Here is a 16,269-nt window from a genome sequence, read left to right as displayed (position 1 = left end):
TTTAAAAATATAAATCTATTTTTCTTTATTCCCTTTAAGTCTATTTATAATCGCTTTTTTATCTTCGCTTTCTATTATTGCGCTTCCAGAAACCAAAAAATTTGCTCCCGCTTCGATTACTTTATCGCAAGTATTTAAATTTATTCCGCCATCAACCGATAAAATTATATCTCTATTTCCTATAAGATTTTTTGCTTTTTTAATTTTTTCAATCGAACTCTCGATAAATTTCTGCCCGCCAAATCCAGGATTAACCGACATTATAAGAATATTGTCAATATAATCGATAATCGGCTCTATATTTTCGACTCTCGTATGAGGATTCAAAACAACTCCAGCTTTTATATTATGAGATTTTATTTGCATGATTAGTTTATGCAAATGAATATTATTTTCAAAATGAACGCTTATCATATTAACTCCAGCTTTTGCAAAATCGTCTATATGATTTTCAGGATTAACAATCATTAAATGAGCGTCCAAAGGAACTTTGCTTATTTTTTTTATATCGGCTACAATTTTCGCTCCAAATGTGATTTGAGGGACAAATACTCCGTCCATTATATCCAAATGCAAATAATCGCAACCAGCTTCTTCAAGTTCTTTTATAATTTTTTCCAAATTGCCAAACGATGCAGTCAATATTGAAGGAGCTATAATTATTTTATTCATAATTTTTCCTTAATTATTTTACAATCTTTTTTATATAAATTAAAGCGTTTTTAGCGGCTTCCATTTCCGCATCTTTTTTACTTTTTCCAGAGCCTGCGGCGTAACTTTTATTATTAACGATAACTTCGGATTTAAACATATCGTTTTCAATTTCTTTCGTTAAATATTTAGGATTTATTTTGTATTCTTTTTGAATTATTTCTTGAAATATAGATTTATAATCTTTATAAAAATTAGATATATTCAAATCGTTTAATTTTTCTTTGTAAGTTTTTATTATAAAATTTTTCGCTTCTACAATTCCCGCATCCAAATATATAGAGCCGACAATAGCCTCAAATAAATCTTCAAGCATATTTTCTCTTTGCCTTCCGCCAGAAGCCTCCTCGCCATGCCCAAGCAAAATGAAATCTCCCAATTCTAATTTTTTTGATAATTCGCATAATGTTTGATTTGAAACCAGAGAAGATTTTATTTTTGTTAATAAACCTTCATTATAATTAGGATATTTCCTAAAAAGATAATCCGATATTATAAGAGACAAAACGGAATCTCCCAAAAACTCAAGCCTTTGATTATATTTTATTTTTTCTATATCAGATTTATTTTCGTTTGCAAAAGTTCTATGAGTTATCGCTTCAAGTAAATATTTTTTGTTTTTAAAATTATAAGATATGGCTTTTTGGCATTCTTTTAATATTTTGTCAATATCGTATTTTTTATTATATTCGTTTTGCATTCTTTAATAATACAATAAATAATAATTCAGTCAAGCGTTAATATTTTTTATTTAATAATAATATCGTCATTATGAGAATTTTAAAAATCCACGCTATAACAATACACAAAAAAATAACCCCGCATTTCTACGGGGTATTTTATTTTAGGAGGTAAAACATTATAGTTTAAAACCAATACTTTATTTAGGGCGTCCAAAACCGAAACCAAAGAAAACCTCAAAAGATAATGAAGAAAATTTATATTCGTCAAATGTATATTGAGTAGTATTTTTTCTTAAATTATCCGTATCAAATTCCATACCAAAATTATAAATCATATTTGCTCCGATTTTGAAAGCCCAAAGCTCCGAAATATAATAATTTTTCTCCAAATTTAATTTTACATAAGGCATTACGGGGACTTTATACATATTAATTATTTTCTTGAAATCGATTTTACTTAATCCTCCATAAATTCCTAATCCTAAAGGACTTGCTTCAGTATTACTATAAATTTTACGCCCTATCCAACTATAGAAAGGCAGATAAATACCCGCTCCTATTCCGAACGAAATACCATTATTAAAATTAAATTTAGGCAATACTCCTAATATTAAATTATGATATTTAAACTTATTTTTTTTATCTATATTTTCAGTCTCTGTTCTATATCTCATATAATAATAGTATCCCGTTTCAAATAGAATACTCACGCCTTTTAAAACTTCGCTATCTTGCAGTTCAAAATTAGCGCCAATATCCAAAAAACAGTTTGCCGAAAATCCGTAGTCAACCCTGCTACCTTCCAAAGGTTTAGCTATATCTAAATAAGCCACTACTTGGCTAAAATCAATAGTCGAACCTAAAGAACCTCCAAAACTAAACTCAAAATTAACGGGCAATAATTTAGAATACATTAATATAAATAGTGATATTATTAATTTTAATTTTAATCTCATAAGAAATGCCTCTTTAATTTTATTTCAATATTATTTAATATATTACATACAAAAAAAAAAAAACAAGGGACAAAACTATAAAAATAAAAAAAATTCAAAAAAAATTATTTATTTTAAATTAATTATAATACATTTCATACATATTTTTAAGTTTATAGAAAAATAGAATTTATAAATTCCTTAAAATTTTAATTATAGATTTAAATATTAGCGATAAAAAAATTATAAATATTTTATATTTTTATATTTAATTAATTGACATTTATAAAATTATAAATTCTAATTCTATAAGTTTATTAAAATTTAATTTATAATTTTTACTTTTTTCATTATTGTAAATGCGATATAAATTTTTTATTTGTTATTGCAAGGATGAATTCCGCAACAAAGTTGGATAGACGACAAGTAATCTACTTTTAATAAAATTTATTGCTTTTATTAAAAATATGCAAAATATTCTTTCTTTTTTGGTGTTATAAATTATAAATAAAGAACAAAAATTTTTACTTGCTATTTAGAAAAAAGAAAGTAAGAATTTTTTTTTAAATTCTTCTATTATTGTTTTACAATAAAAGATATTATTTTTAACTCTTTACATGTCGATAAATTATAAGTTATTATTTATTGAATTTTATTTAATTTAGTATAATATTTATTATAAATTTTAATTTTTAATAAAACATAGGATATTATGACGAACAGAATATTTTTAACTTTATTTTTATTTAATTTAAGTTTATTCGCTCAAAATTTGCCGCCTTCTCCGCCCGATAATCCGCAGGTTATTCCAATGAGCGAAATAACGGAAGGAATGGAAGGGGTTGGCTATACTGTAATACATGGAACAAATGTCGAGCCTTTTAAAGTAAAAGTTATTTCCGTTTTAAGAAAAATGTGGCATGGAAGCGATGCTATATTAATAGAACTTGAAGGGCTTAATTTGGAACATTCAGGAACGGTTGCAGGAATGAGCGGCTCGCCAATTTATTTTGACGGAAAAATTGCTGGCGCTTTAGCTTTTGGTTGGAATTATGCGAAAGACCCGATTGCGGGCGTCACTCCAATAGAAGAAATGTATAAATTATATAACGATACAAACGCTTCAAAAGTCGCTTCAATTAGTAAAAATTCTTTGCAAACTCCTTTAATGTTTTCAGGTTTTAACGGAGATTCTTTTTTAGAATATTCGGATAAATTTAAAGAAATGGGATTTTATCCAATGCAAGCTGGAGGCTCAATTTCGGATATCAATCAAAGCGGCAAATTTTTATTCGGCGATTCTGTGGCGATAGTTTTAATTGACGGCGATTTTTCAATAGCTGGAGTCGGCACTGTTTCGCATACGGACGATGAAAAATTTTTATTATTCGGACATTCAATGTGGTCCAAAGGAAGATTAAGAGCGCCCGTTTCAAGAGCTTATATAAATCATATTGTGGCTTCAACGGCATCTTCATTTAAAATAGGAGCGGCTTATTCTAATTATTTGGGCTATACAGTTTATGATGGAACTTTTGGAGTTTCGGGAGTTTACGGAGAAGTGCCCGAAAATACTATGATTCCCGTTAATTTGCAAGTTGAAGACCAAAGTTTTTTGAATAAAGATTTTAATTTTAGAGTATTGAACGACCCGACATATTTTTCTTATTTGCTTTCTATGGCAATTTATACTGCCGTAACTTCAAGCGCGGGAAGCGATGAGGATGGAGTATTTAGCGTAAGTTATGAAATAGAAACTGATTATTTTGAAGAACCTTATAAAGTAACCGATAGAATATTAAGCTACTCTTCTAAAGACGCTTTCAAAACTGCAATAGAACAATTAATAGCTCCCGTTGATTTTTTTATTTATAATAATTTTAATAGAGTCGGAATAAAATCAATAAAACTCTCTATAAAAAGAAGTAATTTAGAATACGCTTTTTTAAACGATATAACTTTGCTTGAGCCTAAAGCTAAAGCGGGCGAGACTATACATTTAAGAGTTGGAATAACTCCTTACGGCAAAGAAAAAACTTATATAAATATTCCCGTTAAACTTCCCGTTAATTTGACTACGGATGTTTACAGTATTTATGCGGCTAACGAATATATTTATAATTATGCAGAGCGGTTATTTATGCCAAATAAATATAAAATAAGAAGTTTAGACGATGTTATGAGAATATATGGCAAATCCTATGACGATAAGGCTTTGAAAGTTTGGCTTTATTCTTCGGCAAGAGGCGTTCAAATAGGCAAAGATTCTTTTCCTATGCTTCCTATTTCAAAATACGGAGTAATGGCAAATAATTATACTTCGGATAAAGCATCGGTTATAAACGCTATAGAAGGACAATTTGATATGCCTTATTCAATATTAGGTTTAATGAAAATAGATATAATCATAGAAGGAGCGGATAAATATGAAAATCGCTAAAATCATTTTAATATTATTAATTTTATCAAATACTAATATTTTCGGAGTAGTTACAAGAAATTATTCAAGTTCAAGAAAGGGCTTTTATAATAACGGAACTTATAACGGAATAATGCTCACCGAACAAGGTTCTTTAATTTTAGCTCCGATTATAGAAAAAGACGGCGCTATAGAAGGAAAATTTATTTGGAAAATATATAATTCTTCGGACGGTTCTATGTATGCGGCTATAAGCGGAGACGGGGCGGAATTGTATAAAAGAAAAGCGGGAGAAAGCGATTTTAATTTATTCGTCAAATCTACAAACGAAAGCGCTTTTACTTCTGTAATTTCAGATAATTCTGGAAATATATACGCGGCTACAGCGCCTTATGCAAGAATTATAAAATATGATAAATCGGGAAATGAGATTTGGAGTAAAAATGTAGACGACACTTATATTTGGGATATGAAATTTGACAATAACGGAAATTTATATGCAGCAGCGGGCGGAAATAATGCGAGAGTATTAAAAATATCTTCAAACGGAAATATAACGGAAATATTAAAAACGGAAGAACAGCATGCAATGTCTCTTTATTTTGATTCTAAAAGCAATAAACTTTATATAGGAACGGCGGGAAGAGGATTAGTTTTATCTGTGGATTTATCGACTAATTTAGAAAATCCTTCTTATAAAACTGTTTACGATACCGCTCAAAATGAAGTTTACGCGATAACTATGGATAATATAGGAAATTTATATTTTGGAACGGCGACAAGAGAACCTTCATATTTAATTTTGCCTTCTATAATAGACGGCGGAAAATTGGCGGACGATAGCGCAAAAGAATTTAGAAATTCTTTATATAAAGCGGATACAAACGGAACGGTTCAAAGATTATTTTTCTTAAATCAAACTTTGGTTTTCGCTTTAAGTAGCGATATTGATAATAATATATATTTTATAACGGGAGATAACGCGGACATTTATAAAATAAACGGAAATGACGGACTTCTATCGTATATTGGCGGATTAGAAAATAAAACTCTCTCAACTTTTTCGGCTACGAAAGACGGATTATATTTTGCAATATCAAAAACGGGAGAGATTTATAAAATGCAAAACGGAAATCCTTCAGAAGGCAGTTTTATAAGCGATACTTTGGATTTAAAACTTTTAAGCAAATTAGGAAGTTTAAAAGCAATGACGACTATTCCAGACGGTTCGGATATATCTTTTGAAGTGAGAACGGGAAATGTGGCAAGAGTAGATAATACTTGGAGCGATTTTACTAAAGTTTCGGCAGACGGAAAAATTAACGCTCCAGACGGAAGATTTTTGCAATTTAGAATAACAATGAAAAATTCTAACGCTAATGAAAAATCAGTTCCCGTTTTAAGTTCTATGGATTTTACTTATATAGAAAATAATTTGCCTCCAGATGTTCTAAACGGCGGACTTACAACGCATTATAAACAGCAAAACGATTCAAGCGAAACTACAAAAAGCCCGCAACTCGAAGAAAGCGAAACTATGATTTATTGGAAAGGAAGCGACCCGAACGGCGATAAACTTATTTACGATTTGGAATATAGATTAAAAGGCGAAAAAAATTATAGAAAACTTGCAAATAATTTAGAAACGCCTTATTTTAGATTTAAGTCTTATTTAATGCCTTCGGGAATTTATGATTTTAGAATAACGGCAAGCGACAGATTCGATAATCCGATAGATTTATCAAAAACTAAAACTTTGGAAGTTCTTAATATAAAATACGATAATGATTCGCCCGAAATATTTGATTTTGCTGTAAAAACCGAAGGAAATAAAAGAATAATAACTTTTAGAGCGGAAGATAAACTTTCATTTTTGAAAACAGTAAGATATTCAACTATAACGGAAGAATGGCATTATATACTTCCCGATGATAAAGTTTTGGATTCTATGAGCGAAAATTTTACTATTATAATAGAAGATGAAGAAGCGGGTTCAATTACAATAGAAGTTTTGGATACTGAAGGAAATATTAAATATTATTCTTTTGTTATTTAAGATTTATTAGAAATAAAAAATTGGAGATAAAATGAGTATTAATTGCGTTTGGTGCGGTAAAGAAATTGAAGAAATCGAAGGGCAGGCTACAATGGATACCTGCGAAGAATGCGAAGATTTTTTTGAAGATAATATTTTAAATATTTCAAAAACCTTAAACGAACTCTTAAAAGAAAATGAATCTAGCAAAGATAAAAAGGATGCAGAAAAAAAAGCATGGATAAGCTACTCTCTTATAACTGCAATTCATATGTTAAGCTCAAAACCTTATTTAGAGTTTAAGGATTCAAAATATAAAGATAATTTGCCACAATAATAAAATTAATAAAGAAAATTAAAAATTATTTATTAACAACCAAATGATATAAATCTTTATTATAATCTTTATTCGATATAGTTTTATTTTCGTATATAAGTTTTTTATATTTATCGTCTGGAGAGAGATTTTTATTTCTAAATCCGCCATTCATTTTTAGAGAATATAAAATATCGCCAACGGTTATAGATTCGGGAGGACAACCTAATATATAAGATATTTTTGAACCGTCAACAGTTTTTATTATATACATAGATTTTTCTAAACTTTCGGATATTTCATTTATTATTGTAGGAGGAGTTTTTAATTCTTTTGCAAGTTCGTATATTGTAAAAGGTTTTTTCTTGTTAATAAATCTATAGGCAATCGCATGCATAAACTCTAAAGCTATAACTTCTTTTTCGGCAAATGAAAGTTTTATATTCGTTCTATCGACTCCGTAAGCTCTAAAATATTGAAGAGAATAAGTAAGTTCCGCTCCAAATAAAATTATTATCCAAATTATATATAAAAGCAAAAGCAAAACGGGAATTTGAGCGAAAGCGCTTGCCGATGAAAACTCGGCTGGACTTATGCTAGTTAAAGTATTATCTTCATTGCTTATCACTACAATATCGCCTATTTTAAAATTATATTTCATTAACTGCTCAAATACATTTGGCGAAAAATCAATAAAGTTAAGAATATTTGTAGAAATAATCTCTCTATCATAAGTTGGAGCGCTTAAACCGTTTCCAAGATTTTCAATTATTCTATAGCTTATTCTCTCTAAAGTAATATTTGAAATATTTTTATTAACGCCAGAGTTTATTTCTTTTACTATATATTCTATTTTATATTTATCGCTATCGAAAATTTGTTTATAATTTTTTACATTTAAATTTAATCTAAAATAAACGCTGAAAAGAGTTATTATAGTTATCGCTACCAAAACCGAAGATATAGCGGCGTTAGACCAATTTACTTTTGTTTGAGGAACTAAAACATAAGAAAATAAAACTAATAAAGACATAGCGATTATTGGAGTAACCCAAGATAATAATATTCTAATTATAGTCGGATAATTATATGAGCTAATATGCATATAAGTTATAAGCGAAAAAGATATTCCTATCATTATTGGAATTAAAAAAAGTAAAGCTATATAATTCGCAGCCACTCTAGGAATTGAAGTTTTTATTTTAACTCTCCATATTTTAACAAGTGATTGCTGTATATTATGCAAAATTAATCCCGTGCTTACCAAAGTAGAAATTACGCCGACTAATCCGAAACTTGCCAAATTTGTATTATCGGCTATATTTAATATTTGCCTAACCATTGGCTCGTAAAAAGGAGCGTTTGTTTGCATCCAATCAAAAATCATGGTAAAAATATTTTGATATAAATTAAAAATTCTCAATATAAATAAACCTACTATTAAAGCGGGAATTAAAGACAAAGTTACAAGATAGGTTAATGAAGCCGCTCTTATTGTGCAATCGTCTTTAACAAAATCGGTTATCGCAAAAGTTATTACTCTAAATAAATTTATAAAAAATCTTTTTATAGGATTAAATATCGAAGCGTCAGTATAATATATATCCTCGCTAAAGAATTTTTTTAACTTTTGAAAATTTTTATTTATTTTTTGAATTCTATTCATATTGTATACTCTTACTTGAAAAAAATATTATATAATGTATAATAAATAAACTTAAAGCGAGGGTGGTGGAATTGGCAGACACGCTAGACTTAGGATCTAGTGCCTAGGCATGAGGGTTCAACCCCCTCCCCTCGTAAATCTATTCGTTATATTTTTTATCTTCCACCTCTACCGAAAATTTACATTTATCGCATTCTTTTCTGTATACATTTTCCGTCTTTATAATTTTTAAAGATTTCCTACTATGACAAAAAGGACAATCTTCACGATTTCTAAAAATCAAATACGATATAAAATTAAATGTCTTGCTTACAAAAGATACAAAAAAAAGTAAGCCAAACATTAAAATAAATACTATAATTACAATTATAAAAAATATAATAGCTAATAATTCCACGATTAATAATTCCAATAAAATAATATAATTCATTATATTATAAACTATAATAAGAATTTTTGAAAGGTTTTATTTTACTTTTAATTTATTATAAATGGAATTTAACTATATCGAAAAAATTAAATTATTGACATAAAAAAAATTATTTCTATAATTAACTTTAATATAAAATATAAAGGATATTAATTAATGGAAATAGAAGAATTTTGCCGTAAATATACGGTTGATAGAAAAAATACCAATTCTGAAAAATGGGATACGGGAATTGAAAAAAGATTTAAAACCGAAGGACTTATTCCGATGTGGGTTGCCGATATGGAGTTTAAAACGCCAGATGAAGTTATAGACGCTTTAAATAAAAGAATATCGCATGGAGTTTTTGGCTATACTCATTTATGGGAAAGTTATTTTGAAGCGTTTTTTAATTGGCAGAAAACTAGATATAATATAGATTTAAAAAAAGAATGGATTTTATTTTCAAGCGGTTTAGTGACGGCGCTTTATTTAATCGTAAACGCTTTTACAAATAAAGACGACAGCATAATCGTTCTTACTCCCATTTATTATCCGTTTCATAACGCAGTTAAAGATAATGAAAGAAATTTAATAACTTGCGACTTAAAAAACGATAACGGAATTTTTACAATAGACTTTGAAAAATTGAAAAATAAAATAATTAAAAATAAAGTAAAATTAATTATATTTTGTAATCCGCATAATCCCGTTGGAAGAGTTTGGACAAATGAAGAAATAGAAAGAGTTCTTGAAATTTCTAAAAAGCATAATTTATATATAGTTTTTGATGAAATACATCAAGATATAAATATTGGAATTCGTCCTTTTATATCTGCTTTATCTATAAAAAATAAAAACGATTATATAGACAAACTTATTGTTTTAAATTCCGCCTCCAAAACTTTTAATTTGGCAAGTCTTTTAAACTCGCATGTTATAATACCAAACGAAGAGATAAGAAAAATATATAAAAAATTTGTTAGCAAAGTAAATAGAACGGAGTTTAATTTGCTCGGATTAATAGCCGCAGAATCCGCTTATAAATACGGTTCAGATTGGCTTGACGGACTTTTGAAAACAATTAAACGAAATTACGAATATATAAGAGGCGAATTTTTAAATAAAGTTCCCGAAATAATAATAAGTCCTTTGGAAGGCACTTATTTGCCGTTTTTTGATTTAAGAAATATGGTAAGCAAAGATAGAGTAAAAGAGTTTATTCAAGATGATTGTAAAATAGCGATTGATTTTGGAGAATGGTTCGGAGAAAATTTTAAAGGTTTTATAAGAGTTAATATAGCTACAGATTTTAAATATATAGAATATTTTGTAGATAAAACCATTGAGCAATTAAAAAATAAAAGTTATAAATAAATTAAATATTTATTCTTGCTTATGATTATTTTAAATAAATTAAAGAATTTTTTATTATATTTCAAAAAATACTGTAAACGAGATAAAAGATAGATATTAACCTTATAAGCGAAATTACAGGCTTAACCATAGACGAAATAAAAACCTCTAAAACCCTAAACAAACAAAAAAACAAAAAGATTATAATTCTATAAATCTAAATCAAATCATAGTAATTTTTATAAATTCAATATTAATTATAATTTCAATAAATTTATTCTTTTATTCTATTAATAAGATAATAAACTTTTTAAAAAAGTCAAATAAAATTTATATAATTTTTTACTACAGAAACTTTATTATAAATATTATCAATAACCATATAAAATATTATCTTAAATAAAAAATATCTTTTATAATATAAATAAAATCTTGTTTTGGGAATTTTTGAAGCTGAATAACATTTTCTATAGCGTCCGCATAATATAATTTTTTTTCGCTCGGCAAATATGATAAAACAAAATTTTGAGAATTAATGCCGTTTAATAATTCTTTCGTATATCCGTTTTTAGACATTTCTATTATTCTGCTTGGAATATTATCGCCCATAAAAATAAAAACTATATGATTATATAATTTCGCTTTTAATATTTTTTTATCTTCGTTATCTTTTTTAAATAATTTTTGATTATCGTCAATATATAAATCTAAAATTTCGTTTAATTCGTTTTTTAAATTAGTTAAAATTCCTTCGCCGTCTTTGTCAATATCTATAAGTATGAAATAATAAGCGTATAATATTATAGATTTATTTTTTTTAATTATTTCGGCATTTATAAAAACTCTTGAAGAATTAATTGAATACATACTAAACCCGAAATATTTTAATCTGTTTATTATATTTTCTTTATCAATATTTTTATTAATATTATGTTCTACTATTGAATTATTTTTTATAAAATTTAATTTTCTTTTATTAATGTTTGCTATATCGATATAAGTAAAAATTAAAGTTAATATTTCAAGCGCTATTAAAATTATTGTTATATAAATATTATTATTTCTGTAAATTGATATAAAAGTTAAATTGGCAAACGCTACGGCTATTAAACCGTAAACGCTTGCCCTTAACAACTCTTTCTTAAAGGAGAACTTTTTATTATAATTCATTATCTATAAGAAGTTACTTCTTGATACGCTCTAACCGCTCTATCCATTACCGCTTTAGTAAAACTTAAAGATAATTCGGCTTCGGCTATAGCGTTCATAACATCCGAAACATCCACTTGGTCGGGTCTTATTCCCGCTTGCACTATTATATTATCCCTATCAACTTGTTTTTGATTAACCGATTCTATAGCCTCGCTTAACATTGTTCCAAAATTGCTTATTAAATCTCTGCTCGTATCTCTTCCTATTTGTTGAGCTGGTCCATAATGTCTTGGGTCTGTGGTTTTCAATACAAAATTATAATTATCTCCGACATTTCCAATATTATTCATAAAATACCCCTTTTAATTTTAATATCTTATTATATTTAAAGCGCTTCCAAACATAGTTTTAGCCGATTGTATCATTGTAGAATTGGCTTCATAAGCTCTTGACGCTTCCATCATATCTACCATTTCCGTCACAGGATTTACATTTGGCATTTCAACATAACCCGCTTTCTCTCCGTATTTAATAGCGTCTGAATGCGAAGGGTTGTAAACAAATCTTGTTGCGCTTTCCATATCTTTTTCTATGCTAAAAACTCTAACTCCCGTTCCTACATTAGGCTGCAAAGCGTCAGGCAAAAAAGGACTTTTATATTTATTGCCATCATCTCTTGGCTTGAATATAACCCTACTTCTTCTAAAAGCTCCGCCTTCCGTTGTTCTCGTAGTATTAACATTCGCTATATTATCGGCTATAACATCTAACCTTGTTCTTTGAGCGGTAAGTCCGCTTCCCGAAGTATTTATAATCGAAAATATTCCCATTTAATTTCTCCTTTTATCTAAATCTAAAAACTAAAATTAAGCGTTTCCTATCATTCTTCTAATTTCTCTATATTGAGAGTTAACTATTTGAGTAAACATTTGATACCTTAAAGTATTTTTAGCCTCTTCCGCCATTTCTTTATCTATATCTACATTATTTTTATCGTTTCTATAGCTTGTATCAAAATCTACGGTTATAGTCGGCGCAACTTCTCTATAATCCATCGGCATATTAAAAGGAAAATGTCTCGCGTCCGTTCTTTTCGCTTCCAAACCGTTATATTTTTCGCTATCTAAAGCTCTGCCTAATTGATATTCAAATGTTACATCGCTTCTCTTAAAATTTGGCGTTGAAACATTAGCTATATTGTCGGCTATAACCTCCGCTCTTAAACCGTAAACATTCAAAAGTTTTTTCGCAACCGTCATAGTTTTGGCGTAAGTCGTATCTGCAAACATACTCATAATTTTATAATCCTAAAATTGTAGTTTTATTTATTTTCGGTTTTTTGAAAAAAGCCTTAAATAAATTTTTATAATATCAATTTAATTATTAAATATTATTTACTTTCGCTTGACATTTTATTTACAATAATTTATAATATCTTTCAAATAAATTTTTTAATGATAAGGAGAAAATTATGAATTTCAAAAAAATTATAATTTCTATAGTCGCTTTTGTATTTATATTTGCTGTTATAGTTTTTGCTCAAGCTAAAATTAATTTGAGTAAAATACCAAACGGAACATATTTAGGAAACTACAAAGCGACATATAAAGGAACTAGACAAGGCGATTATCAAGTAAAAGCCACAGTTTCTGACGGAAAATTGACGAGAGTAGTTTTGACAAAAAGCGCTCATAAAAGCGGTCCAGCAAGGTCAAAAGAGGCTTATGACAAAATGATAGCCGCAAACGATATCTATATAGACGGCATAACGGGAGCGACTTGGAAAGCTTTACTTGAAGACGCTTTTACTAAATTAACTCCCGCAAAATAAGAATTAGCGGCAAAGTTAAGAAAGCGAATTTCGATTAAATATCGAGTTCGCTTTTTTTATTAATTATAAACATTAATAAAAAAATCAAGTTTCTTTTTCAAATCGTATAGATGTTATATTAAATTTATTAAGCCTCAAAATAAATATAGAGAGTATTACAAACATAATCGAAACAGCAAGCATTGAATAATAAACTATAGAAAATGTTTTTGTATTTCTTATAATATTTAACTGTTCGGATTTTGAATTAATGCTTTCGTCTATTGCATTCGCTTCTGCAATATTTCCGCTTTCCATTAAAGAGCCTTTTCTCATTCTCAAATTGTCTATTTCTTTTACTATGCTATCGACAGTTCTATCTTGTTTTATTTTTTTATATAAATTAAATCCGAATATTCCAACGCTTATAAGAATAAGAGCGGAAGTTATTATTATAAGAATAATAGCTGCAAATCTTCTCTTTCTCACGCTTAAACGAGATATTGAAACGGATTTATTTTTTATATCTTCTATATGTTTGATAATTTCTTTCGATTCGGGATAATAAAGTTTAGCCTCTTCTATACAAGATAAAAGATTAATCATAGCCTTATATCTTTCCGATTTTTGAAATTTTAAATAATATTCGTCAATTTCTTTTATTTTATCTTCAACATTATGTTTAATTTCTTTAGGTTTTAAGTAATAAGCTTTTTTATTTTTTTTATTGTCTTTATTTAATTCTATTTCATTTTTATCTTTTTCAATTACGATATCGTCAGTTAAATCTACTAATTTTATATTTCTTTCTTCAGGGCTTTTTTTAAATAATATTCTCTCTCCTCCTAAAGTGCTTTCTTGACTCATAGTATTTCCGTCTTTATCTTTTACTTGCACTCTTATTCCGAATACTTTTTTAAACATTGACTCTACAGTTTCAACGCTCGTATCTTTATCGACTACAATAAAAGATTTTGGATTTTTTCTTGGGTCTGCAATTTCAAAAAGTTTAATATCGTCCGATTTATAAGCGCCTTTATAAATTCCAAGCGAAGCTCCGAATTCTCTATCGAAAGCGTCTAATAAAGCGGATATGCTCATATCTAAAGTTATTTTCATAATATCCTCTTAAAATTCATATATTAATAAAACATAAAAATATACAAAAAAGAAAAAGCGTATTCATTGATTTTTTAATTAAATAATTATATCATATTTATACAATAATTTCAGGTTTATTTTATGGTTAAAAAACTTATTTTTATCTTTCTATTTTTTAATGCATTAATATTTGCCGAACAGAAAATATTTATATCCTCAAAATTAAGAGGAGACGATTTAAGGCATGCAATTATAGAATGGATAAAAGATAAATCAAACAACGAAGATAATTATAAAATTTTTGATAACGGATTAATATATTTATTTTTCGTTTCGGACAATATTATAAATAAAAAATGTTTATGTTTTGATATTAATTTTTATTTGGAATACGATAAATTTATCGTAGATTTTTCAAATACAAAATTATTGAATATTGAAACTAAAAATATTGAAAATTTAAAATTTAATATTTGGAATACTTTAACTAATAGCGGATGGTTCAAAGAATATAACAAAAGCATTACGAAAATAACAGAAGAATTAGAAAATATAATTAACGATATTGAATAATTTTCTTCTCTTGTAAAAATAAAATTTAATAAATATAAAATCTAAATTATAGAAAAATATTTTTTAATTAAAAGAATTATTATTTAATTTGATAAAATTTATAAATAAAAAAAGGAAGACTATAAAAGCCTCCCTTTTTTATATGGTTAATTCTTAATTATTATTGTAATAATCTAAGAGCGCCTTGCGGTAATTGATTAGCTTGAGCAAGCATAGACAAATTAGCTTGATTAAGAATTTGGTCTTTAGCGAGTTTAACTGACGCTTCAGCCATATCCGTATCTCTTATTCTACTTTCAGAAGCTTGCATATTTTCAAAACCAACCATTAAGCCTTGAGCTGTCATTTCCAATCTGTTTTGATAAGCGCCTAAATCCGCTCTTTGTTTTAATACTTTAAGAAGAGCTTCATCAACCATACCTATAACGGTATTAGCTTTATTAGTGCTTGAAATACTTATAAATGTAGCCGTAGATGCAGGTCCAACTGGATTTTTAAGTCCAAGCGCTTGGCTATTCATAGTGCCTATATAAACGCGTTTTCTTTCGTCCATATTTGCTCCGATATGCAACCACATAGATGCCGTAGGATTATTTTCTCCCGTAGAGCGAGCGAATCTACCCGTAAGCATATTAAGTTTGTTGAATTGAGCTTGCGAAGCAACGCGGTCTATTTCGTCAACTAATTGAGAAACTTCTATTTGAATATAGATTCTGTCTTCGTCCGTATAGATACCGTTTGCAGCCTGTATTGCCAATTCTCTTATTCTTTGAAGAATATTAGTAGTTTCTTCCAAATATCCTTCTGTAGTTTGTATGAAAGATATACCGTCTTGAGTATTTCTTTCAGCTTGACGCAAACCGCGAATTTGAGTTCGCAATTTTTCAGAAACCGCTAATCCTGAAGCGTCATCTCCCGCTTGATTGATTCTTAAACCGCTTGAAAGCATAGCCGAATCTTTTCTTAATTCAACTTGGCGGAATTTAAGAGTTCTTTGCGCGTTTATAGCGCTAATATTGTTGTTAATAACCATATGGTTCCTCCATGAAATTTTATATTAGTCCGTCCTTGAACATATAAGTATTATCGGCTATATATTCTTA

General features: G+C 27.9%; 17 protein-coding genes and 1 tRNA gene. 7 read left to right on the top strand and 11 right to left on the bottom strand.

What is annotated here, in order from left to right; translation table 11 throughout:
• Positions 1 to 15: 15 nt before the first annotated feature.
• The 3 genes from rpe to EPJ79_RS00965 all read right to left on the bottom strand — a co-directional run bounded on the left by rpe (position 16) and on the right by EPJ79_RS00965 (position 2,350).
• A complete protein-coding gene (rpe, locus tag EPJ79_RS00975) occupies positions 16 to 672 on the bottom strand; it encodes a ribulose-phosphate 3-epimerase (RefSeq protein WP_147738096.1) in 657 nt (218 codons plus the stop codon).
• Positions 673 to 685: 13 nt separating this feature from the next.
• Positions 686 to 1,411 (bottom strand): ribonuclease III, encoded by a 726-nt coding sequence (gene rnc / locus EPJ79_RS00970; RefSeq protein WP_147738095.1) that lies wholly within the window; start codon positions 1,409 to 1,411, stop codon positions 686 to 688.
• 180 nt (positions 1,412 to 1,591) lie between these two features.
• On the bottom strand, positions 1,592 to 2,350 hold the full coding sequence (locus EPJ79_RS00965) for a hypothetical protein (RefSeq protein ID WP_147738094.1): 759 nt from the start codon (positions 2,348 to 2,350) through the stop codon (positions 1,592 to 1,594).
• Between the two features lie 691 nt (positions 2,351 to 3,041).
• Between EPJ79_RS00965 and EPJ79_RS00960 the strand changes: the two genes are divergently transcribed.
• From EPJ79_RS00960 to EPJ79_RS00950, 3 genes are read left to right on the top strand one after another with little or no spacing between them, the layout of a single operon-like run.
• Positions 3,042 to 4,769: a SpoIVB peptidase S55 domain-containing protein gene (locus EPJ79_RS00960; RefSeq protein WP_147738093.1), complete on the top strand. Its 1,728-nt coding sequence runs from the start codon at positions 3,042 to 3,044 to the stop codon at positions 4,767 to 4,769.
• A complete protein-coding gene (locus tag EPJ79_RS00955) occupies positions 4,756 to 6,804 on the top strand; it encodes an NHL repeat-containing protein (protein ID WP_147738092.1) in 2,049 nt (682 codons plus the stop codon). Before EPJ79_RS00960 ends, EPJ79_RS00955 begins: the two co-directional genes overlap by 14 nt.
• Positions 6,805 to 6,835: 31 nt before the next feature.
• Positions 6,836 to 7,120, top strand: a complete 285-nt coding sequence (locus EPJ79_RS00950) for a hypothetical protein (RefSeq protein ID WP_147560223.1) — start codon at positions 6,836 to 6,838, stop codon at positions 7,118 to 7,120.
• Between the two features lie 25 nt (positions 7,121 to 7,145).
• Here EPJ79_RS00950 and EPJ79_RS00945 read toward each other — a convergent pair whose 3' ends face one another.
• A complete protein-coding gene (locus tag EPJ79_RS00945; protein ID WP_147717653.1) occupies positions 7,146 to 8,765 on the bottom strand; it encodes a YhjD/YihY/BrkB family envelope integrity protein in 1,620 nt (539 codons plus the stop codon).
• A gap of 56 nt (positions 8,766 to 8,821) precedes the next feature.
• Between EPJ79_RS00945 and EPJ79_RS00940 the strand changes: the two genes are divergently transcribed.
• Positions 8,822 to 8,901, top strand: a tRNA-Leu gene (locus EPJ79_RS00940).
• Between the two features lie 3 nt (positions 8,902 to 8,904).
• Here the strand turns inward: EPJ79_RS00940 and EPJ79_RS00935 are convergent.
• Positions 8,905 to 9,162 (bottom strand): hypothetical protein, encoded by a 258-nt coding sequence (locus EPJ79_RS00935; protein WP_147717654.1) that lies wholly within the window; start codon positions 9,160 to 9,162, stop codon positions 8,905 to 8,907.
• Positions 9,163 to 9,351: 189 nt separating this feature from the next.
• Between EPJ79_RS00935 and EPJ79_RS00930 the strand changes: the two genes are divergently transcribed.
• A complete protein-coding gene (locus tag EPJ79_RS00930; protein ID WP_147738091.1) occupies positions 9,352 to 10,551 on the top strand; it encodes a MalY/PatB family protein in 1,200 nt (399 codons plus the stop codon).
• A gap of 369 nt (positions 10,552 to 10,920) precedes the next feature.
• Here EPJ79_RS00930 and EPJ79_RS00925 read toward each other — a convergent pair whose 3' ends face one another.
• The 4 genes from EPJ79_RS00925 to flgB are packed head-to-tail and all read right to left on the bottom strand — an operon-like array spanning position 10,921 to position 12,977.
• Entirely contained in the window at positions 10,921 to 11,700 is a 780-nt protein-coding gene (locus EPJ79_RS00925; RefSeq protein ID WP_147738090.1) for a hypothetical protein, read from the bottom strand.
• On the bottom strand, positions 11,700 to 12,032 hold the full coding sequence (gene fliE / locus EPJ79_RS00920; protein WP_147530154.1) for a flagellar hook-basal body complex protein FliE: 333 nt from the start codon (positions 12,030 to 12,032) through the stop codon (positions 11,700 to 11,702). Before fliE ends, EPJ79_RS00925 begins: the two co-directional genes overlap by 1 nt.
• Before the next feature lie 18 nt (positions 12,033 to 12,050).
• The gene (gene flgC / locus EPJ79_RS00915) at positions 12,051 to 12,512 is read right to left on the bottom strand and encodes a flagellar basal body rod protein FlgC (RefSeq protein ID WP_147544524.1); all 462 of its coding nucleotides are present in this window, start codon (positions 12,510 to 12,512) and stop codon (positions 12,051 to 12,053) included.
• A gap of 36 nt (positions 12,513 to 12,548) precedes the next feature.
• The gene (flgB, locus tag EPJ79_RS00910; RefSeq protein ID WP_147525718.1) at positions 12,549 to 12,977 is read right to left on the bottom strand and encodes a flagellar basal body rod protein FlgB; all 429 of its coding nucleotides are present in this window, start codon (positions 12,975 to 12,977) and stop codon (positions 12,549 to 12,551) included.
• Positions 12,978 to 13,153: 176 nt separating this feature from the next.
• On the opposite strand from flgB, the gene EPJ79_RS00905 reads away from it, so the two are divergent.
• The gene (locus EPJ79_RS00905; RefSeq protein WP_147738089.1) at positions 13,154 to 13,513 is read left to right on the top strand and encodes an FMN-binding protein; all 360 of its coding nucleotides are present in this window, start codon (positions 13,154 to 13,156) and stop codon (positions 13,511 to 13,513) included.
• An 84-nt stretch (positions 13,514 to 13,597) separates the two neighbouring features.
• Here EPJ79_RS00905 and EPJ79_RS00900 read toward each other — a convergent pair whose 3' ends face one another.
• Positions 13,598 to 14,611, bottom strand: a complete 1,014-nt coding sequence (locus EPJ79_RS00900; protein WP_147738088.1) for a hypothetical protein — start codon at positions 14,609 to 14,611, stop codon at positions 13,598 to 13,600.
• 123 nt (positions 14,612 to 14,734) lie between these two features.
• Here EPJ79_RS00900 and EPJ79_RS00895 point away from each other — a divergent pair, with 123 nt between their 5' ends.
• Entirely contained in the window at positions 14,735 to 15,166 is a 432-nt protein-coding gene (locus EPJ79_RS00895) for a hypothetical protein (protein WP_147559812.1), read from the top strand.
• A 160-nt stretch (positions 15,167 to 15,326) separates the two neighbouring features.
• Here EPJ79_RS00895 and EPJ79_RS00890 read toward each other — a convergent pair whose 3' ends face one another.
• A complete protein-coding gene (locus EPJ79_RS00890) occupies positions 15,327 to 16,199 on the bottom strand; it encodes a flagellin N-terminal helical domain-containing protein (RefSeq protein WP_021959743.1) in 873 nt (290 codons plus the stop codon).
• Positions 16,200 to 16,269: the final 70 nt, after the last annotated feature.

Source organism: Brachyspira aalborgi (assembly GCF_008016455.1).
In the GTDB taxonomy this organism is placed as follows: Bacteria; Spirochaetota; Brachyspiria; order Brachyspirales; family Brachyspiraceae; genus Brachyspira; species Brachyspira aalborgi.
Note: the sequence above shows the minus strand (reverse complement) of the source record. Positions and strands in the feature narration are given on the sequence as shown.